At 70.2% G+C, this 19,596-nt stretch carries 13 protein-coding genes; 4 read left to right on the top strand and 9 right to left on the bottom strand.

From position 1 onward, the window contains the following. The first annotated feature begins 2 nt into the window (after positions 1-2). Together LOC65_RS01785 and LOC65_RS01780 are read left to right on the top strand one after the other, a co-directional pair. On the top strand, positions 3-1,502 hold the full coding sequence (locus LOC65_RS01785; RefSeq protein ID WP_230246409.1) for a glycosyltransferase family 1 protein: 1,500 nt from the start codon (positions 3-5) through the stop codon (positions 1,500-1,502). A gap of 2 nt (positions 1,503-1,504) precedes the next feature. Beyond that, positions 1,505-2,473, top strand: a complete 969-nt coding sequence (locus LOC65_RS01780; RefSeq protein WP_230246408.1) for a methyltransferase domain-containing protein — start codon at positions 1,505-1,507, stop codon at positions 2,471-2,473. Positions 2,474-2,634: 161 nt separating this feature from the next. Here LOC65_RS01780 and LOC65_RS01775 read toward each other — a convergent pair whose 3' ends face one another. From LOC65_RS01775 to LOC65_RS01735, 9 genes are all read right to left on the bottom strand, one after another. Further along, a complete protein-coding gene (locus tag LOC65_RS01775) occupies positions 2,635-3,735 on the bottom strand; it encodes a methyltransferase domain-containing protein (protein ID WP_230246407.1) in 1,101 nt (366 codons plus the stop codon). A 145-nt stretch (positions 3,736-3,880) separates the two neighbouring features. Then, on the bottom strand, positions 3,881-4,690 hold the full coding sequence (locus LOC65_RS01770; protein ID WP_230246406.1) for a class I SAM-dependent methyltransferase: 810 nt from the start codon (positions 4,688-4,690) through the stop codon (positions 3,881-3,883). Positions 4,691-4,733: 43 nt separating this feature from the next. Then, complete coding sequence (locus LOC65_RS01765; protein WP_230246405.1) at positions 4,734-5,633, bottom strand: NAD-dependent epimerase/dehydratase family protein; 900 nt, start codon at positions 5,631-5,633, stop codon at positions 4,734-4,736. Beyond that, positions 5,630-7,090 (bottom strand): Wzt carbohydrate-binding domain-containing protein, encoded by a 1,461-nt coding sequence (locus LOC65_RS01760; RefSeq protein ID WP_230246403.1) that lies wholly within the window; start codon positions 7,088-7,090, stop codon positions 5,630-5,632. Before LOC65_RS01760 ends, LOC65_RS01765 begins: the two co-directional genes overlap by 4 nt. 44 nt (positions 7,091-7,134) lie before the next feature. Next, complete coding sequence (gmd, locus tag LOC65_RS01755) at positions 7,135-8,169, bottom strand: GDP-mannose 4,6-dehydratase (RefSeq protein ID WP_230246401.1); 1,035 nt, start codon at positions 8,167-8,169, stop codon at positions 7,135-7,137. Positions 8,170-8,177: 8 nt separating this feature from the next. Then, on the bottom strand, positions 8,178-9,419 hold the full coding sequence (locus LOC65_RS19440) for a class I SAM-dependent methyltransferase (protein WP_230269377.1): 1,242 nt from the start codon (positions 9,417-9,419) through the stop codon (positions 8,178-8,180). A 9-nt stretch (positions 9,420-9,428) separates the two neighbouring features. Next, entirely contained in the window at positions 9,429-13,223 is a 3,795-nt protein-coding gene (locus LOC65_RS01745; protein ID WP_230246397.1) for a glycosyltransferase, read from the bottom strand. After that, complete coding sequence (locus LOC65_RS01740; RefSeq protein WP_230246396.1) at positions 13,211-15,649, bottom strand: FkbM family methyltransferase; 2,439 nt, start codon at positions 15,647-15,649, stop codon at positions 13,211-13,213. Before LOC65_RS01740 ends, LOC65_RS01745 begins: the two co-directional genes overlap by 13 nt. A gap of 74 nt (positions 15,650-15,723) precedes the next feature. Next, a complete protein-coding gene (locus LOC65_RS01735; RefSeq protein WP_009856519.1) occupies positions 15,724-16,881 on the bottom strand; it encodes a polysaccharide biosynthesis/export family protein in 1,158 nt (385 codons plus the stop codon). 109 nt (positions 16,882-16,990) lie between these two features. On the opposite strand from LOC65_RS01735, the gene LOC65_RS01730 reads away from it, so the two are divergent. Together LOC65_RS01730 and LOC65_RS01725 are read left to right on the top strand one after the other, a co-directional pair. Beyond that, positions 16,991-18,127 (top strand): glycosyltransferase, encoded by a 1,137-nt coding sequence (locus tag LOC65_RS01730; protein ID WP_230246395.1) that lies wholly within the window; start codon positions 16,991-16,993, stop codon positions 18,125-18,127. Further along, the gene (locus LOC65_RS01725) at positions 18,124-19,575 is read left to right on the top strand and encodes a DEAD/DEAH box helicase (RefSeq protein WP_164963135.1); all 1,452 of its coding nucleotides are present in this window, start codon (positions 18,124-18,126) and stop codon (positions 19,573-19,575) included. Before LOC65_RS01730 ends, LOC65_RS01725 begins: the two co-directional genes overlap by 4 nt. The last annotated feature ends 21 nt before the right edge of the window (positions 19,576-19,596 follow it).

Below are 19,596 nucleotides of genomic sequence, written 5' to 3'. Positions count from 1 at the left end.
CCTTGAAAGTACTTCTGGACATGCGGCCGTCGTTCGACGGCCACAGCGGCATCCCGCAGGAAGCCCGGTTGCTCTTTCGCGGGCTGGCACGGATCGACGAGGTCGAGGTGGTCGGCCTGCTGCAGAGCGGCAACCTGGTGCTGGCGCCGGGGCTGCCGGTGGATCGCGACGGCCTCGTGTCGCGCCGCCTGTCCGCGCCCGACGAGATCGACCGGCTGTCGCGCGTGGTCGTCTCGCTGATCCAGGGGCCGATGTCGCACCGCCTGGAGTGGGCGCAGAAGACCTTCTTGCGCATCGCCGGGCCCGGCCTGGCCGCGCTCGGGTCGGCGGCGGGCCGGCGCGTGGCGCTCACCGCCTTCGACGCGCGTCACTTCCAGGACTTCGTCTGGCGAGAGATGTTCGCCAAGACCCTGCCGGCCGAGGACTTCGAGGCGGTGACGTCGCGCCAGTTCAGGGTGCTGCGCTGGCCGTGGATGATGACGAACGCCGTCGGCGTGGCGACCGCGGCGCTGGGCCATGCGCTGTATCCCCGCCTGGACACCCGCGGCCTGGACGTGTTCATCGCCGAGACGCCCTACCCGGGGCGCGTGGCGCGCGGCACGACGATGGTCGTGCGCTACCACGATGCCATCCCGCTGCTGATGCCGCACACGATCAAGCAGCGCGCCTACCACCGTGCCATGCATTACGCGGCGCTGCGCCGCAATGCCGCCGACGGTGCCTGGTTCGCCTGCGTCTCCGAGGCCACCCGTCAGGACCTGCTGACCGTGATGCCGGAGCTCGAGCCCCGCACGGTGACGATCCCCAACATGGTGTCCCACCACTTCGTCGAGGAGCGCGAGAGCGCCGACCGGGTGCCCGAGATCATCTGGAGCCGCAAGAACCGGCATGCACCCTGCGACGGCGGCGCACCGGTCTCCGACGCCGACCTCACGCAGGGGCGTCTGCCCTATCTGCTGATGGTGTCGACCATCGAGCCGCGCAAGAACCACCGCGCGCTGATCGATGCCTGGGAACTGCTGCGTGCCAACGGCCACCCGTCGCTGAACCTGGTGTGCGTCGGCGGCCTGGGCTGGGAGCACCAGGCGATCCTCGACCGCTTCTCGCCTTGGCTCAAGCGGGGCGGCGTGCACCTGCTGCACAACGTGCCTTCGGACGATCTGCGGCTGCTGTACCGCCATGCCGCGGCGACGGTCTGCCCCAGCTTCTGCGAGGGCTTCGACTTCTCCGGCATCGAGGCCATGGCGTCTGGAGGCGTCGTGGCGGCGTCCGACATCCGCGTGCACCGGGACGTCTACGGCGATGCCGCGGTCTACTTCAACGCCTATTCGCCGGCCGAGATGGCGCAGGCCATCGCCAGCCTGATCGCGGGCGAGGCGGGCGGTCTTCGCGAGGACCTGCGGCAGCGAGGCCAGGGCGTCGCCGCGCAGTACCGGCCCGACCGCGTCCTGCCCCAATGGCGCGAGTTCCTGCTGCGCCTGGGCGGGCGGGCGCAGGCCTGAACGTGCGCTCGCTGCTGCGTCGTCTCGGGAGGCGCCTGGCCGGGCCGCCGCCGCCCGACGAAGCCCGCTTCTTCGGCCCGGAGGACATCGACCACCTGGCCGAGGTCTACGCCCGCCAGGGGCCGGTCGAGGGTGGGCCGTGGGAGCCCTACCGCCATGCGCACATGGCGCTGCCCTCGTGGTTCGTGCACGGGCTCGACCCGTGGAGCGCGGCCTACCGCGCGCAGCAGATCCGGTTGTGGCAACTGGTCTGCGGCGTGGACCGCGACTACGACCCGGCGCTCGACGAGCAGGAGCACGCCTGGGGCGAGGTCGACCCGGTCAGGCAGCCTGGCTACTACGTCCGGCGTGATCCGGCGGCGGTCGCGTCGGCGGGCGACCACTGGCTCGCCACCGGCATGCTGCTCAAGCACGCCGGCGTCAAGGCGGGCGACCACGCCCTCGAGTACGGCGCCGGCTTCGCCCAGTCCGCCCTGGCGCTGGCGCGTCTCGGCGTCGTGGTCGACACGGTCGACATCTCCGCGACCTTCTGCCGCCACGTCAGCGAGCAGGCGGCCTTCTTCCGGGTGCCGCTGAGCGCGCACCACGGGCGTTTCGGACACAACCCGCATCCCGGCCGGCGGTATCGCCTGATCTGGTTCTACGAGAGCTTCCACCACTGCCTGGACTTCGCCGAGGTGGTGCCCCAGATCGCCGACATGCTGGACGACGGCGGGCGCATCGTGCTCGGGGGCGAGCCCATCGTCGAGAAGGAGTACGCCGCCGTGCCCTACCCCTGGGGCGTGCGCCTGCACAGCGAGGTGGCCGTGGTCATGCGCCAGACCCGCTGGTTCGAGCTGGGGTTTTCCGAGGCCTTCCTCTACGAGCTGTTCGCGCGCTCGGGGCTCGAGGGCCGGCGCATCGACTGCCCGCCCTCGGACTTCGGGCGTCTCTACGTCTTCGAGCGGGCGGCCCGGGGCGAGCGCCGCTGACGCGGGCGCCGGGAACGACTCGGCCCGCCTGGCGGCACCCGGTCGGACCGCGCGACGCGTGCGTTTCGACGGACGCCATCGTCGGCGCGTTCGTCTTGCATCGTGGAGCCCGGTGCCGGCGCGCGACCTCGCTGCAATCAGCGATCTTGAGGGACGCGGCGTTACTTCTGGCCGCAGCCGGTCGGCAGTATCAAGGCGCCGAACCGCAGCAGGGCCGCGCCGCCTTCGCCGATGGCCCGGCATTCAACGGCGGTGGTGTAGCGGTCGATCTCGAAGGCCAGCCTGACCGTTTGCCACCCCAGTCCCGCCTGCATCGGCACCGAGGTCTCGGCGTGGGTCACCTTCCCGAAGTTGGAGCAGACGTCGAACCTGAGCGCGCCGCCGTCTCGCTGGGCCTCGAAGTGGAACTCGCTCACGTAGCGTCCCGGTGCGAGCGGAATGTACGGGCCATGGAAGATGTACCCGGACTGACCGTCCACACGCACGATGGCCTCCGAGCCGCCGGCTCCGACCGGTTCGCCGTTGATCAGGCGATAGCGGGATCGCACAAAACCCGGGAACTGCCGCATGAAGACGCTGTCAGCCTTGGACTTGAAGTCGGGCGACACCGGGCCGCTCTTCGTGGCCGTCAGCCACCAGATGAAGGATTCGCGCGGCAGCGTCTCTGCGCGCGCCAGTCGCGTTTCGATCTCGTCTTCGCTGGTGCAGTGGTCGATCGCCAAGACCCGGCCCTCGTCGTCGAGACAGTGCCAGATGCCATGCACCCCGGTGACCGTGAATCCTGCCGCCGTCACCAGTTCCCGGGCCTCGTCGACGGTGAACTCGAGCACGTGCTCCGGCTGCGAGTAGGACAAGTGCTGGGTGATGGCGCGGTTGGGGGAATCGATGCAGAGCGTGCCGCCGGTCTTGAGGACACGATTGGCTTCCGACAGAAAGCCCACTACGTCCTGCGGAAACAGATGCTCGATGTTCTGGCCGGAGAACAGCACGTCGGCCGACTCGGTGGCGACACCGGTCATGTTCGACACGCTGGCGGCGATCCACTGGACGTTCCTCGGCAGACCATCCGGCTTCGGCGAGTAAAGCTCCACGCCGACGTGCCGGCCGATCGGGCCAAGGGCCTTCTCGACCCAATCGAAGTACCAGAGTCCCGAGCAGCCCGCGGAGCAGAACACGCCGACCCCGCGTGGCAGGCGCTCCAGCATCTTGGTGCGACTCGCATGCAAGATCTCACCGAAGTTCGAGACTTGGAAGCTGCTCATGTTGGTCAGTCAGTTGAAGGGGCGAAAGGGAACTCCGCTGGGGACCGGGCACGCCTCGGTGCGGATGTCGACAGATTGGCGGGAAAGGCTCCCGGGGGCATGCCGGTGACGAAGCCGTCTCCGGCGAGCGAGAGAGTCTAGGGGCTCAGTTGGCCGCATGCGGCCCCGCGCACCGGAACAGCAGGAACGCGCCGTACGCGCCTCCGTGGTCGGTGAGTTCGACGTGGACGCGCTCCACGCCGGCCTCGCGCAGCACGAACATCAGCTCGCTGAGGTTGTAGAAGTTCATCTGCATTTCCGGGTCGCCGTCGGGAGCCGCGCCCGAGGGAGGCGGAGGCGGCGGCACGATCGCGGTCTTCACCCGCGAGAGCAGTTGTCGCAGGCGGCTGCGGGCTTGGGGCGGCGGGGGGGCTGGAGGTTGGCCGAAGCGCTCGGGAAAGGCGTTCCAGCCGAACGTGACGTGCAAGGCCCCCACGCCCCCCGGACGGATGCGCTCCACCAGGCGGCAGAACAGCGCCCGGCCGCGTGCCAGCTCGATGTGCTGCAGCACGATGCACGAGTGCACCAGGTCGAACTGTCCCTGAACCTGGGTCAGCTCGTCGTCCGAGGCGACCAGCTGCACGTTGTGCACGCCGGCCGAGCTGCAGTTGCGCGCCGCCTCGGCGCGCATCGACGGCGAGACGTCAACGCCGACGGCCTCGTCGGCCAGCTGGGCGAACGGGATCAGCACCCGCCCCACGCCGCAGCCGAAGTCCAGCACGCGGCGGGGCTGGAACCCTGCCAGCACGTGCGTGCGCACCAGGCCCAGCACGTACTCGGCGTGCAGCCGCCCGGACTCCAGAAACTCCTGGCGGTGGGCATCGCTGAGATTGCCGCGGCGGTACTTCTCGTGCGTCAGGACGCCGAAGTACGGGTCGCGCGCGCCCCAGCGTTCCCACTCCTCATCGGTGCTCATAGCGTTGTTCAGCAGTAGGGCGCGGCAGTTGCCGTGCCGCGGTTCAGGTCAGCATCCAGGCCAGCGTCGAGCGGAGGTCGGGGCCGTCGACCGGGCCGATGTGCGACTCCAGCAGGGCCTTGCTGCCCATCAGGCGCTTGACCTCGTTGGGCCGCACGAAGGCGGGGTTGACGTGGACCTGGGGCGTCCAGCCGGTCAGCTCGCTCACCATCTGCAGGATCTCGCGCAGGCCGTAGGCCCGGCCCGAGCAGATGTTGAAGGTCCGGCCGGGCGCCGGCTTCTCGAGCAGGCGCCGGTAGACCTCGGCCACGGTTCGCACGTCGGAGAAGTCGCGTTCCACGTCCAGGTTGCCCAGCTCGATCACCGGCGCGCGACGCTTGCAGTGGTCGACGATCTTCGGCAGCACGAAGCTGGCGGCCTGCCCGATGCCGATGAAGTTGAACGGCCGGACGACGGTGATCGGCAGCCGGTCCAGCCACAGCCGGGCCATCTGCTCCATCGCCACCTTGCTCACGGCGTAGTCATTGGCCGGCGCCACCGGCACCGACTCGTCCAGCACCGGCACCGCGGCGTTGCCGTAGACGTTGGCGCTGCTGGCCAGGATCACCGCCTCGGGCACGCGGGGAGCACCATGCAAGGCTTCCAGCAGGTGGTGGGTTCCGATCAGGTTGGTGCGGTAGATCGCCTCCACGCTCCCGTGGGCGACGAACGAGATGGCCGCGAGGTGCACCACCGCGTCGGCGGCGCAGGTCGCGGCCACACGCCTGAGTCCGTCCGGGTCGTCCAGGTCGGCGTAGTGGATCTCGTGGCACGCAGGCAGCGTGGCGTCGTCGGCCAGCCGCTCGCGCAGCAGCCCGATGACCTCGTAGCCGTGGGCCCCGAGCTCCGCGGCAAGGTAGCGGCCCGCGAAGCCGTCGGCGCCGGTGAGCAGTACTCGTTTCATTCGTGGAGTGTCACGTCGGTCGTGGCGCGGCGGCCCGGTGACGAGGCCGGGCGCATGGTGATCGCGGCGACGAGATCCCGGCTGCCGACGCCGTTGCGCTTCATCGGCGGCAGGACCTCGAACCGCAGCGTGGCGTGGCGCCAGCACAGGTCCTGCCAGGCGCCGTTCTCCAGGACGGAGAAGCTGAAACCCACGGTGTAGGCCCCCGCCTCCAGATCGGCCAGCAGCCGGTGTGTCGCCGTGTAGCGGCCGGGGCCGGCGGTGATCGACCCGCAGTCGAGCATTTGTGTGTTCGTCCCGTAGGCCAGGCTGCCGTCGGACTTGCGGACGTGGAGCCCGGCGACGAGGCCCGTGAGCTTGCGGCGGATCTCCACCTGCACTTCCATCGTGACGAGGCTGCCGGTCGTGATCGTGCCGCCCGGCCGCAGTTCGGCCCCGACGATGCACACGTCGCCGTCGAAGTCCGTTTGTGGGGGCGCCGGGGCGGCGCTGGTCAACTGGGCGATCAGTTCGGTCGCCACGTCGACGACGGTCCGGTCGGGCCCGGGCTGCCCGGCGCCGGCCAGTCCGTGCGGAGGTGCGAAGACGATGCCGAACTGGCGTTCCAGGTAACGCGTGTGCGGTGCGGCGCTCTCGACGATCGCGGCGTGCAGGCCGTCCGGGATGCCGCCCTTCGGTCCTCCCAGCAGCGACAGGGCGGTCGAGAACCTGACATGGAACGCCTCGCCGACCGGCGACTGCGCGAGGCAGCGTTCGGCCAGCCTCTGCCCGACCTCCATCGCCAGGGCGGAGAGCGTCGGGTTCTCGCCCTCGCGGCCCAGCGACCGCAGCAGCATCGTCGTGGCATCGTCGAGCCCGAGGAACCTCGCCACGTCGCTCACCACGTCGCCATCCGCAAGCCGGCTGCGATCGAAGGCGTGGACGCTCAGGTTGTCGAGGCCGAAGGCGCCCGCCAGCGCCTCGTAGTAGTCGGCGTAGGGGCAGACGGGCACCGGCTCCCAGGGCGCGACGCCCGAGCGCACCCGTTGGCTCGCCGCGCTCAGGGCGTAACCCAGCGGCTCGCGGCAGTATCCGAGCACCTCGACACGGTCCGACCAGGTCCGCAGGTACGCGGCCAGGTTCCGCAGCCCGCCGGCATCCAGGCTGGCAAAGCCCTCGTAGGACAGCAGGACGGTCCCGCACGCCGAGGACCGGAACTCGTCCTCCATCCCGGCGAGGTACTCGGCGTCCTGCCTCGCGCGCGATGCCGGGTCCAGCCGGCCGCTCAGCACGTTGTAGATGTACTGCTCGGGCCGCTCGGCGAAACACGAGCCGAGCTGGGCGTGCCACCCCCCGCGGGGGTAGAGCACGCCAGCCTCCGCGATGGCCTCGCGGCCAAGGTCGAATGCGGTCTGGATGGCCGTGGAGCCGGTCTTTTCGGGCCCGACGTGGACGACGATCCGGGAGAAACGCTTCATCGCTCCCGGCTCATCCGCTGGCTGAGCTCCATCGACATCGGTCCTTACCAGGAGGCGCCCCGGCGATTGCGGTCGATGTCCGCCTTCACCATCATGTCGCAGAGCTGTTCCAGCGTGGTCTGCGGCTTCCAGCCCAGCACCCGCGCGGCCTTCTCGGGGTTGCCGATCAGCAGGTCGACTTCGGCCGGACGGTAGTAGCGCGGGTTGATGCGCATGATGAGCTGGCCGGTCTTCTTGTCGACGGCGGTCTCGGCCTCCGCGTGACCGGCGAACTCGGGCTCGAACCCGGCCGCGCGCGCGACCATGGTGACGAAGTCGCGCACGGTCTCGGTGCGGTTGGTCGCCAGCACGAAGGTGTCGGGCGCATCGGCCTGCAGCATGCGCCACATGCCCTCGACGTACTCCTGCGCATAGCCCCAGTCGCGCTTGGCGTCGATGTTGCCCAGCTCGAGCGGCCCCGCCAGGCCCAGCTTCAGCTTGGCCATGCCGTCGGTGATCTTGCGCGTGACGAACTCCTTGCCGCGCAGCGGAGACTCGTGGTTGAACAGGATGCCGCTGGACGCGAACAGGTCGTAGCTCTCCCGGTAGTTGACCGTCATCCAGTGCGCGTAGAGCTTGGCCACGCCATACGGGCTGCGCGGGTAGAACGGGGTCGTCTCGCTCTGGGGGATCGCCTGCACCTTGCCGAACATCTCGGACGTGCTGGCCTGGTAGAAGCGGATCTTGCGGTCGACGATGCGCACCGCCTCGAGCAGGTTGGCCGCGCCGATGCCGGTGATCTCGCCCGTGGTCAGCGGCTGCTCGAAGGACACGCCCACGAAGCTCTGCGCCGCGAGGTTGTAGACCTCCGCGGGCTCGGCCGTCTGGAGCAGCCGGATGCAGGTGCTCAGGTCGGTCAGGTCGAACTCCACCAGGTGGAGGTTCTCGTGGCCCGCCACGCCCAGTTCCTCCAGGCGCCAGAAGTTGACCGAACTCGTGCGGCGGAAGGTGCCGTAGACGCGGTAGCCCTTGGACAGCAGCAGCTGCGTGAGGTAGGCGCCGTCCTGTCCGGTGATCCCGGTGATGACTGCAGACTTCATGGCCGCGCTCAGATGATCTCGATTTCGGGGAACGGGAAGATGAACCGGCCGCCGTTGGCCAGGTACTCCTTCTCGCGCCGCAGGATGCCGTCCTTGAAGTGCCAGGGCAGCACGAGGAAGTAATCCGGCTTCATCGCGCGGGCCTCGGCCTCGGAGACGATCGGGATGTGCGTGCCCGGAGTCACGCGGCCGAACTTCTCCTCGTTGACCTCGGCGATCGCCGGGATGTCCTGGGCGGTGAGGCCGCAGAACTGCAGCGTCACGTTGCCCTTGGTCGAGGCGCCGTAGCCGAGGATGCGCTTGCCGTCGGCGTTGAGCGAGCGGATGAGTCGGGTGAGGTCCTCGCGGTGGCGGAACACGCGCTCCTCGAACTCGCGGTAGGGCCGCGGCGTGTTCAGCCCCATGCGGTCTTCCTGCGCGAGCAGCCATTCGATGACCGCGCGGTTGGGCTTGATCGTCTTGTTCTCGGCGCGGGCGGCCGTGACGGCGAAGCTGCCGCCGTTGATGCCGTTCATCACGACGTCGACCAGCTGCAGGCCGGCGGCCTTCAGGATGGTCTGGACCACGTGGAGCGAGTAGTACTCCAGGTGCTCGTGGCAGATCGTGTCGTAGGAGTTGGTGCGCAGCATCGACGGCATGTAGCTCTGCTCGAAATGCCAGATGCCGTCGTCGGCCAGGATCGACGCGATCTGCTGCGCGAACGCGATCGGCGACTCGAGGTCGTAGAACATCGCGATCGAGGTGACGATCTTCGCCTGTTTCGTCGGCTCGACGCTGCGGTATGCCGCGGCGGAGAAGAAGTCCGGCACCAGCGACACGTCGGCCGGGTAGTAGCTGGAGAACTTCTTGCCCGTCGGGTCGATGCCGATCCGGCGCAGCCCCGACGTCGTGTAGGCCTTGAGCGTCGTCGCGTCGTTGCTGCCGATGTCGACGATGACGTCGCCGGCAACCGGCTTGGCCAGGCGCTCCAGGTAGGCGACCTTGTCGGTGAGGTGGTTGACCATCGACTGGTTCAGGCCCGAGCGATAACCGTAGTTGTCGCCGTACATCTCCGAGGCCTCGTACGAGTGCTTGAGCTGCAGCAGCCCGCTGCTCGGGCACCACACCAGTTCCAGCGGACCGACCGTCACCGGCTCGGACACCGAGCGCGGGAAGACGCCGGTCAGCGCCTGCTGGCCCAGGTTCAGCACGGAGACCAGGTCACTGCCACCTCCGACGCGGCAAGTCTTGATTTCTGAGTAGGCAGACACTCTCTTCTCCTAATTGATCCAATCGTCTTCGAGGATGACCTTGCACAGCGCTTCGGCGCTCTGCGCCCAGGTCAGGCGAGGCATGCTCCGCGTGTCCGGCACGCCGCCGCTGCGGCAGGCCGCCCACCAGGCCCGCACGGTGTCGGCGACCTGCTCGGGGGCGAAGCCGGGCACGTAGGTCGCGTACGGGCCGCAGATTTCCCTGAACACCGGGATGTCCGAGCATACGACGGGCGTCCCGTGGTTGGCCGCCTCCACGAGGGGCAGGCCGAAGCCCTCTCCCCTCGAGAGGAACATCAGCCCGGCGGCCTTGTCGTACAGCGCCTGGATGTCCGCGTCGCTGGGGTGCTCCAGCAGGTGCAGCCGCCGTCCCTGCTCGGGATGGCGGCGCATCTCCTCCATCAGCGACTCGCGCAGCCAGCCGTGTTTGCCGGCGATCACCAGACCCAGCTCGCTGCCTTCGCTCCAGAGGCGCTCCATCGCGCGCAGCACTTCGTCGTGGCACTTCCGGGGCTCGATGGTGCCGACCATCAGCAGATAAGGCCGTTGGCCCAGGCGCTGCACGGCCGGGGTGTCGTGAACCGCGTCGGGCGTGTCGGCAATGTCCGAGCCCAGGTGCCAGTAGCCCAGCTTCGGGGTGTGCCGCAAACCCTGCGTTTCCCCGATGAACACCTGGAGATCGTCAGCCACGGCGCGCGAGATGCCGATCAAGGCGTCGCTTGAGTTGATCGCATCGGTTGCCCAGGCGCGGAACCAGGCCGCGCCGCCCTCCACCACGCATTCGGGCGGCAGCCGCAACGGAAGCAGGTCATACACGACGGTCACGACTCGGGCGCCGGCGGCCCTGGCCCGCCCGAACTCGGCGTGGAACTCGGAGTAACGAGCCCAGGACGAGTCGAGCATCAGCAGGCAGTCTCCTCGGGCGAACTCGACATGACGGTTCCGTTCGACCGCATCGGCCTCTGCCGGATGCAGCAGCCCCTTCGAGAGGAGCCAGTCCGATGCCACCTGCAAACGGCCGTCGACCAGCCTCACGGCGACGGCCTCCACTCCGGCCGCAGCGCTCGTGTACATGTGGTGGACGATCTTCTTGACCACCCGCGGAATGCCTGTCTCGTGATCCTGGGCGGCGATGTAGCTGACGTCCACGAAGATCCGGCGGCGGCCGAACGTCACGGGCCGCGTTGCCTCGAGGATGTCGGCGAAGGCGTTGGTGGCGCGGTAAGCGTCCTCGGTCCTGGCCAGAAGCGGGGCGGCGGCGGTGGCCGCGTGCGTTTCCCGCGCCGCCTCGGCGCGGGCCATGAACTCGTGGATCGCCGCCGCGTACAGGCCTGCGCACCGCGCCGGATCGTGTTCCTCCCGCACGTGGTGCAGCCCGCGCTCGGCGAAGCCGGCCCGGGTGGGCTCGGACGCGGCGAGCCGGGTCAGGGCGGAGGCGATCTCCTCCACCGACGGGTCGGCGGAGATCTTGACGACCACGTCGTCCGGATAGTCGCGGTAGCTGGCATCGTCGTTGACGATGACCGGCACGCCGTGGGCCAGGCAGTCCAGCACCCCCTTGGGCGTGCCGCCGCGGCTCTTGGTGCGCAACTGGATCGCGATGTCGGCCACGTGCAGATGGTCGGCGTAGTCCGCTTCGTCGAGGAAGCCGGTGATGCGGATGCGCTGCCCCAGCCCGGCCGCGGCGATGTCCTCGGCCAGCGTCTGTCCGAAGGGGTCGCGCGCGAGTTCGCCGACGTACAGCAGGTGCACGCGAGGATCGTCCCGCAGGTCCGAGGCCAGGAAGGCCTGCAGCAGCCGGTCGCCCCACTTGGTCCACGCGACGTGGCCGAAGGTGGCGATGACCAGCGCGTCCTCGGCGATGTCCAGCCGGGCGCGCAGTTCGGCCCGGCCGGCGCGGGCCCGCTCGGGCCTCGGGACCATCTGGGGAATGGTCCGGTACGGCGCTGCCCAGCCTTCGGGATGGTGGCGTCGTGCCACCTCCAGGTTGAACGGCGAGTGCGAGATCACGCCCAGGGCGCGGTCCAGCACCTGCTTCGTGCACGGCAGCTCGACCATCGTGCCGCCATTGGGTTCCGGGTGGCGCATCGCCGGGGCGTAGAAACGCCGGGCCTGTGCCCCGTGCACCGCGACCATCGTGCGCGGGTAGCTGCCGGAGTCGCCGAGATGGAAGTCCAGGTAGCCGTAGAGGCCGCTCAGGAAGGCGTCGTGCAGCCCCACCACGCCCGGGAAGCGCTCGAGCAGCGGCAGCATGTAGCGATGGAACTCGGAGTTGCCGAACTCGTAGAGGATGGCGTCGTACAGGTGCGCGACACGTTCGAACTCGCTCGCCTGCAGGACGGGGAACGTGGCCGTCAGGGCGCTGTCGCTCACCGCGTAGCCGTCGACCACGAGGTCGATGTCGAAGTGACGCGCCAGGAAGGGGAGGAACTTCGCGTTGTAGTCGGCGATGCCGGAGCGGCACGGCGGCAGCGGCGTCAGCACGGCCAGCCGCTTGCGGGGCACCCAGCCGCTGACGGCCGCGCTCGTGCCCTGCTGCGTGTGCCGCTGCACCGCCTCGGCCATCGCCTCGACGGCGAGGCCGGCGCTGCGCTGCCAGGTGAACAGCGGGGCGCGGCGGTGGCCGTGCTCGCGCAGCTCGGCCGCGTAGCCTTCGTCGGTCAGCACCTTGGTGATGGCGCCCGCGATCGAGCGGCCCGAGGCGGCGTCGAACATCGCGTCGGCACGGCCGATCAGCTCGCGGATGCTGGAGTTGTCACCGCCGATCGTCGGCGCGCCGCAGGCCATCGCCTCCAGCACCGGCAGCCCGAGGCCTTCGTAGAGCGAGGGGAACAGGAAGACGTCGCAGGACTGGTAGAAGCCGACCAGATCGGCCTCGGGGACGAAGCCGGTGATCAGCACGTCGCCCTGCGCCAGCCCGGCCCGGCGGGCCTCGTCGAGGTACATCTCGCGGCGCGACGGGTCCATCGAGCACACGATCACCAGCTGCGTGTGCAGGCGCAACGGGGCGGGCAGCTCGGCGTAGCCGCGGATGGCCCCGCCGATGTTCTTGCGGTGATCGTCGCCGCCCGTGTACAGCACGAAGCGCTCCCGCAGCCCGTACTTCGAGCGGATCGCGGCGCGCGTGGCCGCCGGGTCGGCCGCCGGCACGAACTGCGGGCCGATCCCGCCGTGGATCGTGACGATCCGCCGGGGTTCGATGCCCAGCAGGTCGATCGCGTCCTGGCGCGAGGACTCCGAGATGGCGAGCAGCAGGTCGGCCTGGCGCAGCCAGTCCAGCCGCGCGTGATACCAGCGCGCGAACTCGTCACTCTGGAAGTAGTGGTCCTGGAACAGCAGCGGGATCAGGTCGTAAAGCGTCGCCGAGACCACCTGCCCCGGCGCCTTGGCGGCGTGCGAGGGCAGCGCCACGCCGTCGCCGAAGCCCTCGAAGACGTGCGACACGTGCAGCAGGTCCGCCTTCAGCGGGGCCAGCCGGTGCGCGAGCAGCAGGCCCTCCAGCTCGTCGCGTGGCCCGCCGTGGTGCTTGCGCCGGCCGAAGGCGTCGGGCCAGGCCGGCAGCTCGACGACACGGTGGCCGCCGAGGCCGCGCAGGGCCGGGCGGTGGGGCAGGCCGCTGCCCAGCACGCCCCACAGGTCGACCGCCTCGCGCCGGGCGAGGATCGCCTCGAACAGCGACTGCGAGTACCGTCCGACGCCGCGATGTGCGGACCCGGCGGTCTGGCAGGCTTGAAGGTCGAAGATCCAGCGCTGGCTTCGCGATGCGAACGGCCCGGTGCTGTTCGATGCCGTCAGGTCTTCCATGCCGAAGCCTTTCGCAAGAGGTCCAGACGGAGGTCGTGCGCGGCCGGCTGGTCCGCGCCGGACGGCACGTCCGCCGGCGCCACGACAGTCCCCGGGGCAGGCTCGCCGCCGTGCTGGATGCGCGCGTGCAGCATCGCCATGCCGGCGGCGACCTCGTCCTGGCGCTCGCCCAGGCGCCGCAGCGTGGCTTCCATGCGCTCCTGACGTTGGCGGACGTCTTCCACCGACGCCTGGACCTGGCCGAGCATGGCCCGCACGGCGTGATGCAGGCCGATCGACTGGCTCACGAAGGCCCGCGTCGGGTCATGCGCCGGGGCCGGCCGCAGAAGACCGAGCAGCGGCCCGGCCACCGGCAGCCGGGACCAGCGGAGCCGTCGGCGTGCGGCGGCCAGCCCCGGGATCTCGACGCCGGCCTTGCGTCCCTCCTCGGAGTCGGCCATGGCGGCCAGCACGACGATCTTGTCGACGCCGGCGCGCATCAGCTGGACATAGTTGCGCTCGCCCTCCGGGTCCGGCTCCCGCTTGAGGATCGTGCGGTAGGCGGCGTAGACGAATTCCAGGTCGTCGAGGACCAGAAGTTTGTCGAGCACGGGCATCTCCGGTGAGCAAGGCGTCGGCACGGGCGGCCGCGCGGATGAAAGGGGAGGGGGCGGCGTGGCCGCATCGGAACTCGCGGCCCCGCGAGCTGCCGGCTCCGGGAACCGGCCGAGCCAGTGGAGCAGGCGGCCCGCCGTGGTTTCCTTGAGTTGCTGCAGGGCGTGCGCGGCGTCGGCGAGCTCGGCTGCCAGCGCACGGGACTCGGCCTCGCGCTGCGCCAGCGTCTGCCGCAGGGCGGCGACCTCGGCGGCGCGGCGCGCCTGGTCGTCCCGGTGCGACTGCGCCAGAGACTCCAGTTCGAGCGTCTGCGCCGCTTCGAGCTCGCGCACCCGGGTGTTCAGCGCCTGCTCGGCGCTGGCGGCTCGGCCGCGGTCGGCCTCGGCTTGCGCCTGCTGGCGACGCAGCTCTTCCTGGGCGAGCCCGAGCTGGGACCTCAGTTCGTCGCCTTCGTGCCGCAGCGTGCGGGCCAGCGTCTCGCCTGCCTGGATGGCGTCGGACAACCGGTCCTGGGCCACGGCCAGCGATTCGGTCGCGCGCTGGTACTGATCCCGCCAGTGCGCCGCGTCGTCCTCGCTGCGGCGCAGCGCCTGCGTCGCGGCCTGCAGCGCCACGGCGGTCTCGGCCTGCCGTTCCGACCAGGCCCCGAGTTCGCCTTCCAGGCGCCTGATCTCGATGAGTGCCTGCTGCCGGGCCTGCTCCGAGGCCGCGATGCGCTGCTCGGCGCGCTCCGTCTGGAGCCTCGCCGCCTCGTCGGCGAGGCGCACCGTGTCGGCGATGCGCTCGATCGCCTCGGACTGCACCTCCTGCAGCGTGCGGCGGTGCTGGTCGACCAGTTGCAGGCGCGCCTCGGCTGCGTCGAGCATGGCGCGCGCCAGCGCCCGGTCGCTGCCGGTCTGCAGCGACGCCGACTCCTGCCGCGCGTCCTCGAGGGCGGCGGTCAGCGCCGCGGCCTGCTCGGCGAGCGTCTGCACCTGTCGGATCGTCTCGCCGTGCCGGCCCTCCAATGCCGCCAGCTGCTGCCGGCAGGCCTCGAGCGAGGCTGTCGATGCGGCGTCGCGTGTCTCGGCTTCGGCCCGTGCGGCGGCGGACCGTTCGGCCTCGCCGCGCCAGCGCGCCTCCACGGTGGCGTGGATGTGGGACGACGCCAGGCCGCTGACGGAGAACCCGTCGAACACGTTGGGCGGTGTCGACAGCGCCGCCTTGAGGTCGGCGCGTTCCCGCACCACGTAGAAGCGGTTGAGACCGTCGAAGTAGGCGGGCTCGTACCCGCGCTCGAGCAGCAGGTGTTCCCACTGGTCGCTGCTCTCGACCTGGGACATCGGCAAGGTGCTCTCGACGACCACCACCAGCGGGCGATGGGCGTTCGAGCCCCAGCTCAGCAGGGCGCGCCGCTCCGCCCCCTCGATGTCGAGCTTCAGCCAATGGATGATCTCGCTGCGGCAGGCGTCGAACACCATCTCGAGCGTGATGCCGACGACGGCGGTCTCGCGGACCTGAAATCCGTTCGCCGCATGGCGCGCCGCGATCTCCGGGTCGATCGTGGAGATGCCGGTGCCCTCGATCTCGAAGAAGGGCTGCACGGATGCGCCGTCGCTGACGGCCGCCTGGATCACCAGATCACCCGGCCGGGCTGCCTTCAGCAACCCGGCATAGTGCGTCGACGCCTCGACGTGGACGCCCCGCCAGCCCGCCTCGTGGAAGGCCTGGCTGACCGAGTCGATCACCGGGTCTTGCGCCCCCACGTCGATGTAGACACCCTGGGCGACGCCCTTGAAGGCGCGCCAGAGCATCACGTCCTCGAAGTTCTGGGCGTAGGAGACGAAGGCCATGGGCTAGGTCGGTCGCCGTGGTCGATGGCCGGCAGTCCGTCGACCCCGCCCCGGTCGGGGGGCCGGGCGCGCCTTCACCGCGTCACGCTGATCGTGTTCAACACCGGATACACCACCGAGAACACGAGATTCAGGAACTTCTGCAGCTCGGCCGCCGGCGCGTTGCTGACGAAGACCACGTCCTTGTTGGCGACCGGGAAGCTCTGCATGACGAAGAAGCTCGCCGGGTCGCTCATGTCCAGGCGGTAGACCACCGGCACCAGGCCGTCGGGGGTGGTGCCGACCGGCTGGCGCGGCCATGCGAGCGCGTCCTCGCGCTCGAAGCGGAAGACGAAGACCCCTTGCGCGTTGGCGCGCGAGTCGACCAGGCCGCCGGCACGCGCCAGCGCCTGCGCCAGCGTGATGCCCTGGGCCTCGAAGGCGACTTCCTCGTTCTTGCCGGTCGCCCCCAGCGCGGTGAACGACAGCGGCTGGAACATCGCCGTGACGACGTCGCCCGGCTGCAGCGGCACGTTCTGCGCGGGGTCGCGGATGATCTGGTCCAGCGGCAGCGCGGCCACGGTCTTGCCGCGCGTCACCTGCAGCGTCATCTTGTGGACGGGCTGGCGCACGCCGCCGGCCATCGCCAGCGCGTCCAGCACGCGCTCGCCGCCGGCCGTCAGCGGCATGCGGGTGCTGGTGTTCACCTCGCCGACCACGGTCACCGTCGACGAGACGTTGCGCACCACGCGCACCAGCACCTCGGGCTGGTTGGCCTTGCCCTTCAGGCGCGACACGATCGTGGCCTCCACGGCCTGCGGTGTCAGGCCGGCGGCGGGGATCCGGCCCGCGAAGGGCACGCTGATCTGGCCGTCGCGGTCGACCACCTGGTCGGGCAGCGTCGTCGCGCGCACCGTCGAGGGGTTTCGCGGGTCCACCGCGCCGCCGCCGAACAGCGTCGCCGGCGGGGCCTCCCAGACACTGACCTCGAGCATGTCGCCCAGGCCGATCGTCGTGGCCACGCGCTGGCCGCCCAGCACCTCGGAGAACAGCGAATGGCGGCGCTGGTCGAGCAGGCGCCGGGCGACCTTCGCGTCGATGTCCACGACCTGCACGGCGCGGCTCGCGACCTCGGCGGTGGTGTTCTCGATCGCGCTGCGGCTCGGGCCGGAGGTCGGCAGCTGGTGCGAGCAGGCGCCGAGCAGGGCCGTCGACAGGATCAGGGGCAGGAGCGGTCTCGAGGAAGCCGACATGGTTCTCGTGCAGGAGGTGCAGGCGCCCTATCGTATCCGAGCCATCTTGACGTTTCGCATACACGCCGGCGTCGGCATTGCGTCATGGCCCCATGCCTAGAATCTTCCGGTGCAGCCGATGCTCGTCGCTTTCGCCGTCTCCGTCGTGTTCACCTTGTTGCTGGTGCGCTCGGCCAAGGTTCACGCCCATCGTTCGGGAGACCGCGACTTCTCCAAGCCGCAGAAATTCCACGCGGTGGCAGTGCCGCGAATCGGCGGCCTGAGCATCGTGCTCGCGCTGATTTGCGCCTGCCTCGTCATCGGCTACGAACACGGCGCGCCGTCCGGCCGCCTCGGCCTGCTGCTGATGCTGTGCGCGGCGCCGGCCTTCCTCGCCGGCTTCGTGCAGGACCTCACCGAGGCGGTCACGCCGCGGGGCCGGCTGGTCGCGACGGCGGTGTCGGCGGCGCTGGCCTTCCATTTCATGGACGCGGCCATCCGTTACACCGCGATACCCGGGCTGGACTGGTTGGTCGGCTTCTGGTTCGGGTCGTTGGTGCTGACGGTCTTTGCCGTCGCCGGCATCGCCAATGCGCTGAACATCATCGACGGATTCAACGGCCTGGCGTCGATGTGCGCGATGCTGATGCTGGCGGCCATCGCCTACGTCGGCTTTCAAGTCGACGATTCGCTGATCGCGCTGCTTTCGCTGGCCGGCATCGGGGCCGTGCTCGGTTTCTTCCTGTGGAATTTCCCGTCCGGGCTCATCTTTCTGGGTGATGGCGGCGCCTATTTCCTCGGGTTTTTCGTCGCCGAGGTTTCGATCCTGCTGCTCGTGCGCAATCCGGAGGTTTCGCCGATCTTCCCGCTGCTGGTCTGCATCTATCCGGTGTTCGAGACGCTGTTCTCGATCTATCGGCGCTGGTTCCTGCGCCAGCAGCCGGCGCACATGCCGGACGGCATCCACCTGCACTCTCTGGTCTACCGCCGGGTCATGCGCTGGGCCGTCGGCGACCGCAGCGTGCAGGCGCTCACCAAGCGCAACTCCCGTACCTCGCCGGTGCTCTGGGCGCTGTGCATGTGCTCGATCGTGCCGGCGATGGCGTTCTGGGACAGCACGGTCACGCTGGGGGCATTCCTGCTGGTCTTCGCGCTGCTCTACCTCGGGCTGTACTGGGGGATCGTGCGATTCCGCTCGCCACGGCTGCTGCTGATGCTCGGGCCCCGGCGCGCAAAGCCCGATGCCTGCGATAATCGGCGGAAATGACCGATTCCACTGCGGACAGCGCGGCTGCCACGAGCGCCCCGGCGCCGCTCTTCGACACCCTCGCCCTCGACCCCAAGCTCCTGCGCGCCGTCGCCGACGCCGGCTACCGGGCCATGACCCCGATCCAGGCCAAGGCGATCCCCATCGTCCTGGAAGGCCGTGACGTGATGGGCGCGGCGCAGACCGGCACCGGCAAGACCGCCGCCTTCACGATCCCGCTGCTGCAGAAGATGCTGCGGCACGAGAACACCAGCATGTCCCCGGCGCGCCACCCGGTGCGCGCGCTGGTGCTGGCGCCGACGCGCGAGCTGGCCGACCAGGTGGCCGCCAACGTCAAGACCTACGCCAAGCACACCCGGCTGCGTTCGGCGGTGGTCTTCGGCGGCGTCGACATGAAGCCGCAGACCGCCGAGCTGAAGGCCGGCGTCGAGGTGCTGATCGCCACGCCGGGCCGGCTGCTCGACCACATCGAGGCCCGCAACGCGGTGCTCAACCAGGTCGAGTACGTCGTGCTCGACGAAGCCGACCGCATGCTCGACATCGGCTTCCTGCCCGACCTGCAGCGCATCCTGTCGTTCCTGCCCAAGACGCGGCAGACGCTGCTGTTCTCGGCCACCTTCTCGCCCGAGATCAAGCGCCTGGCCGGCAGCTACCTGCAGGACCCGGTGACGGTCGAGGTCGCGCGGCCCAACGCCACCGCCTCCACCGTCGAGCAGCGCTTCTACGGCGTCGGCGACGACGACAAGCGCGCCACCGTGCGCCAGATCCTGCGCCAGCGCGAGCTGTCGCAGGCCATCGTCTTCGTCAACAGCAAGCTCGGCGCGGCGCGCCTGGCGCGCTCGTTCGAGCGCGACGGCCTGAAGACCCAGGCGCTGCACGGCGACAAGAGCCAGGACGAGCGCCTGAAAGCGCTGGCCGCGTTCAAGGCCGGCGAGGTCGACCTGCTCGTGGCCACCGACGTCGCCGCGCGCGGCCTGGACATCGCCGACCTGCCGGCGGTCTTCAACTTCGACGTGCCGTTCAACGCCGAGGACTACGTGCACCGCATCGGCCGCACCGGCCGCGCCGGCGCGTCGGGCCTGGCGGTGACGCTGGTCACGCGCGACGACACGCGGCTCATCGGCGACATCGAGAAGCTGATCAAGAAGAAGATCGAGATCGAGCCCTTCGAGATCGAGGACGACCGTGCGCGCCGCCCGCGCCGCCGTTTCGACGAGGAGCGCGAGCTGGCGCCGCGTGCCGAATCGGTCGAGCGCGCCCCGCGCCGCGCCGCGCAGCCGCCGGCCGACCCGATCTTCGACCGGCCCTACGAGCCGTCGCCGTCGGCGGCGCCCGCCGCCTCCGACGCCGCGCCGGCCGCCCCGGCGGCGGCCCCGGCGCGCGCGGCGGCCTCGCCCAACATCCGCCCCAAGCGCAAGGTCGCCGCGCTGCTCGGCGGCGGCCGCTGACGCTGCGCGGCCGGCGTCCCC

It is taken from the genome of Rubrivivax sp. JA1055 (genome assembly GCF_020966565.1).
GTDB lineage: Bacteria > Pseudomonadota > Gammaproteobacteria > Burkholderiales > Burkholderiaceae_C > Rubrivivax > Rubrivivax benzoatilyticus.
Note: the sequence above shows the minus strand (reverse complement) of the source record. Positions and strands in the feature narration are given on the sequence as shown.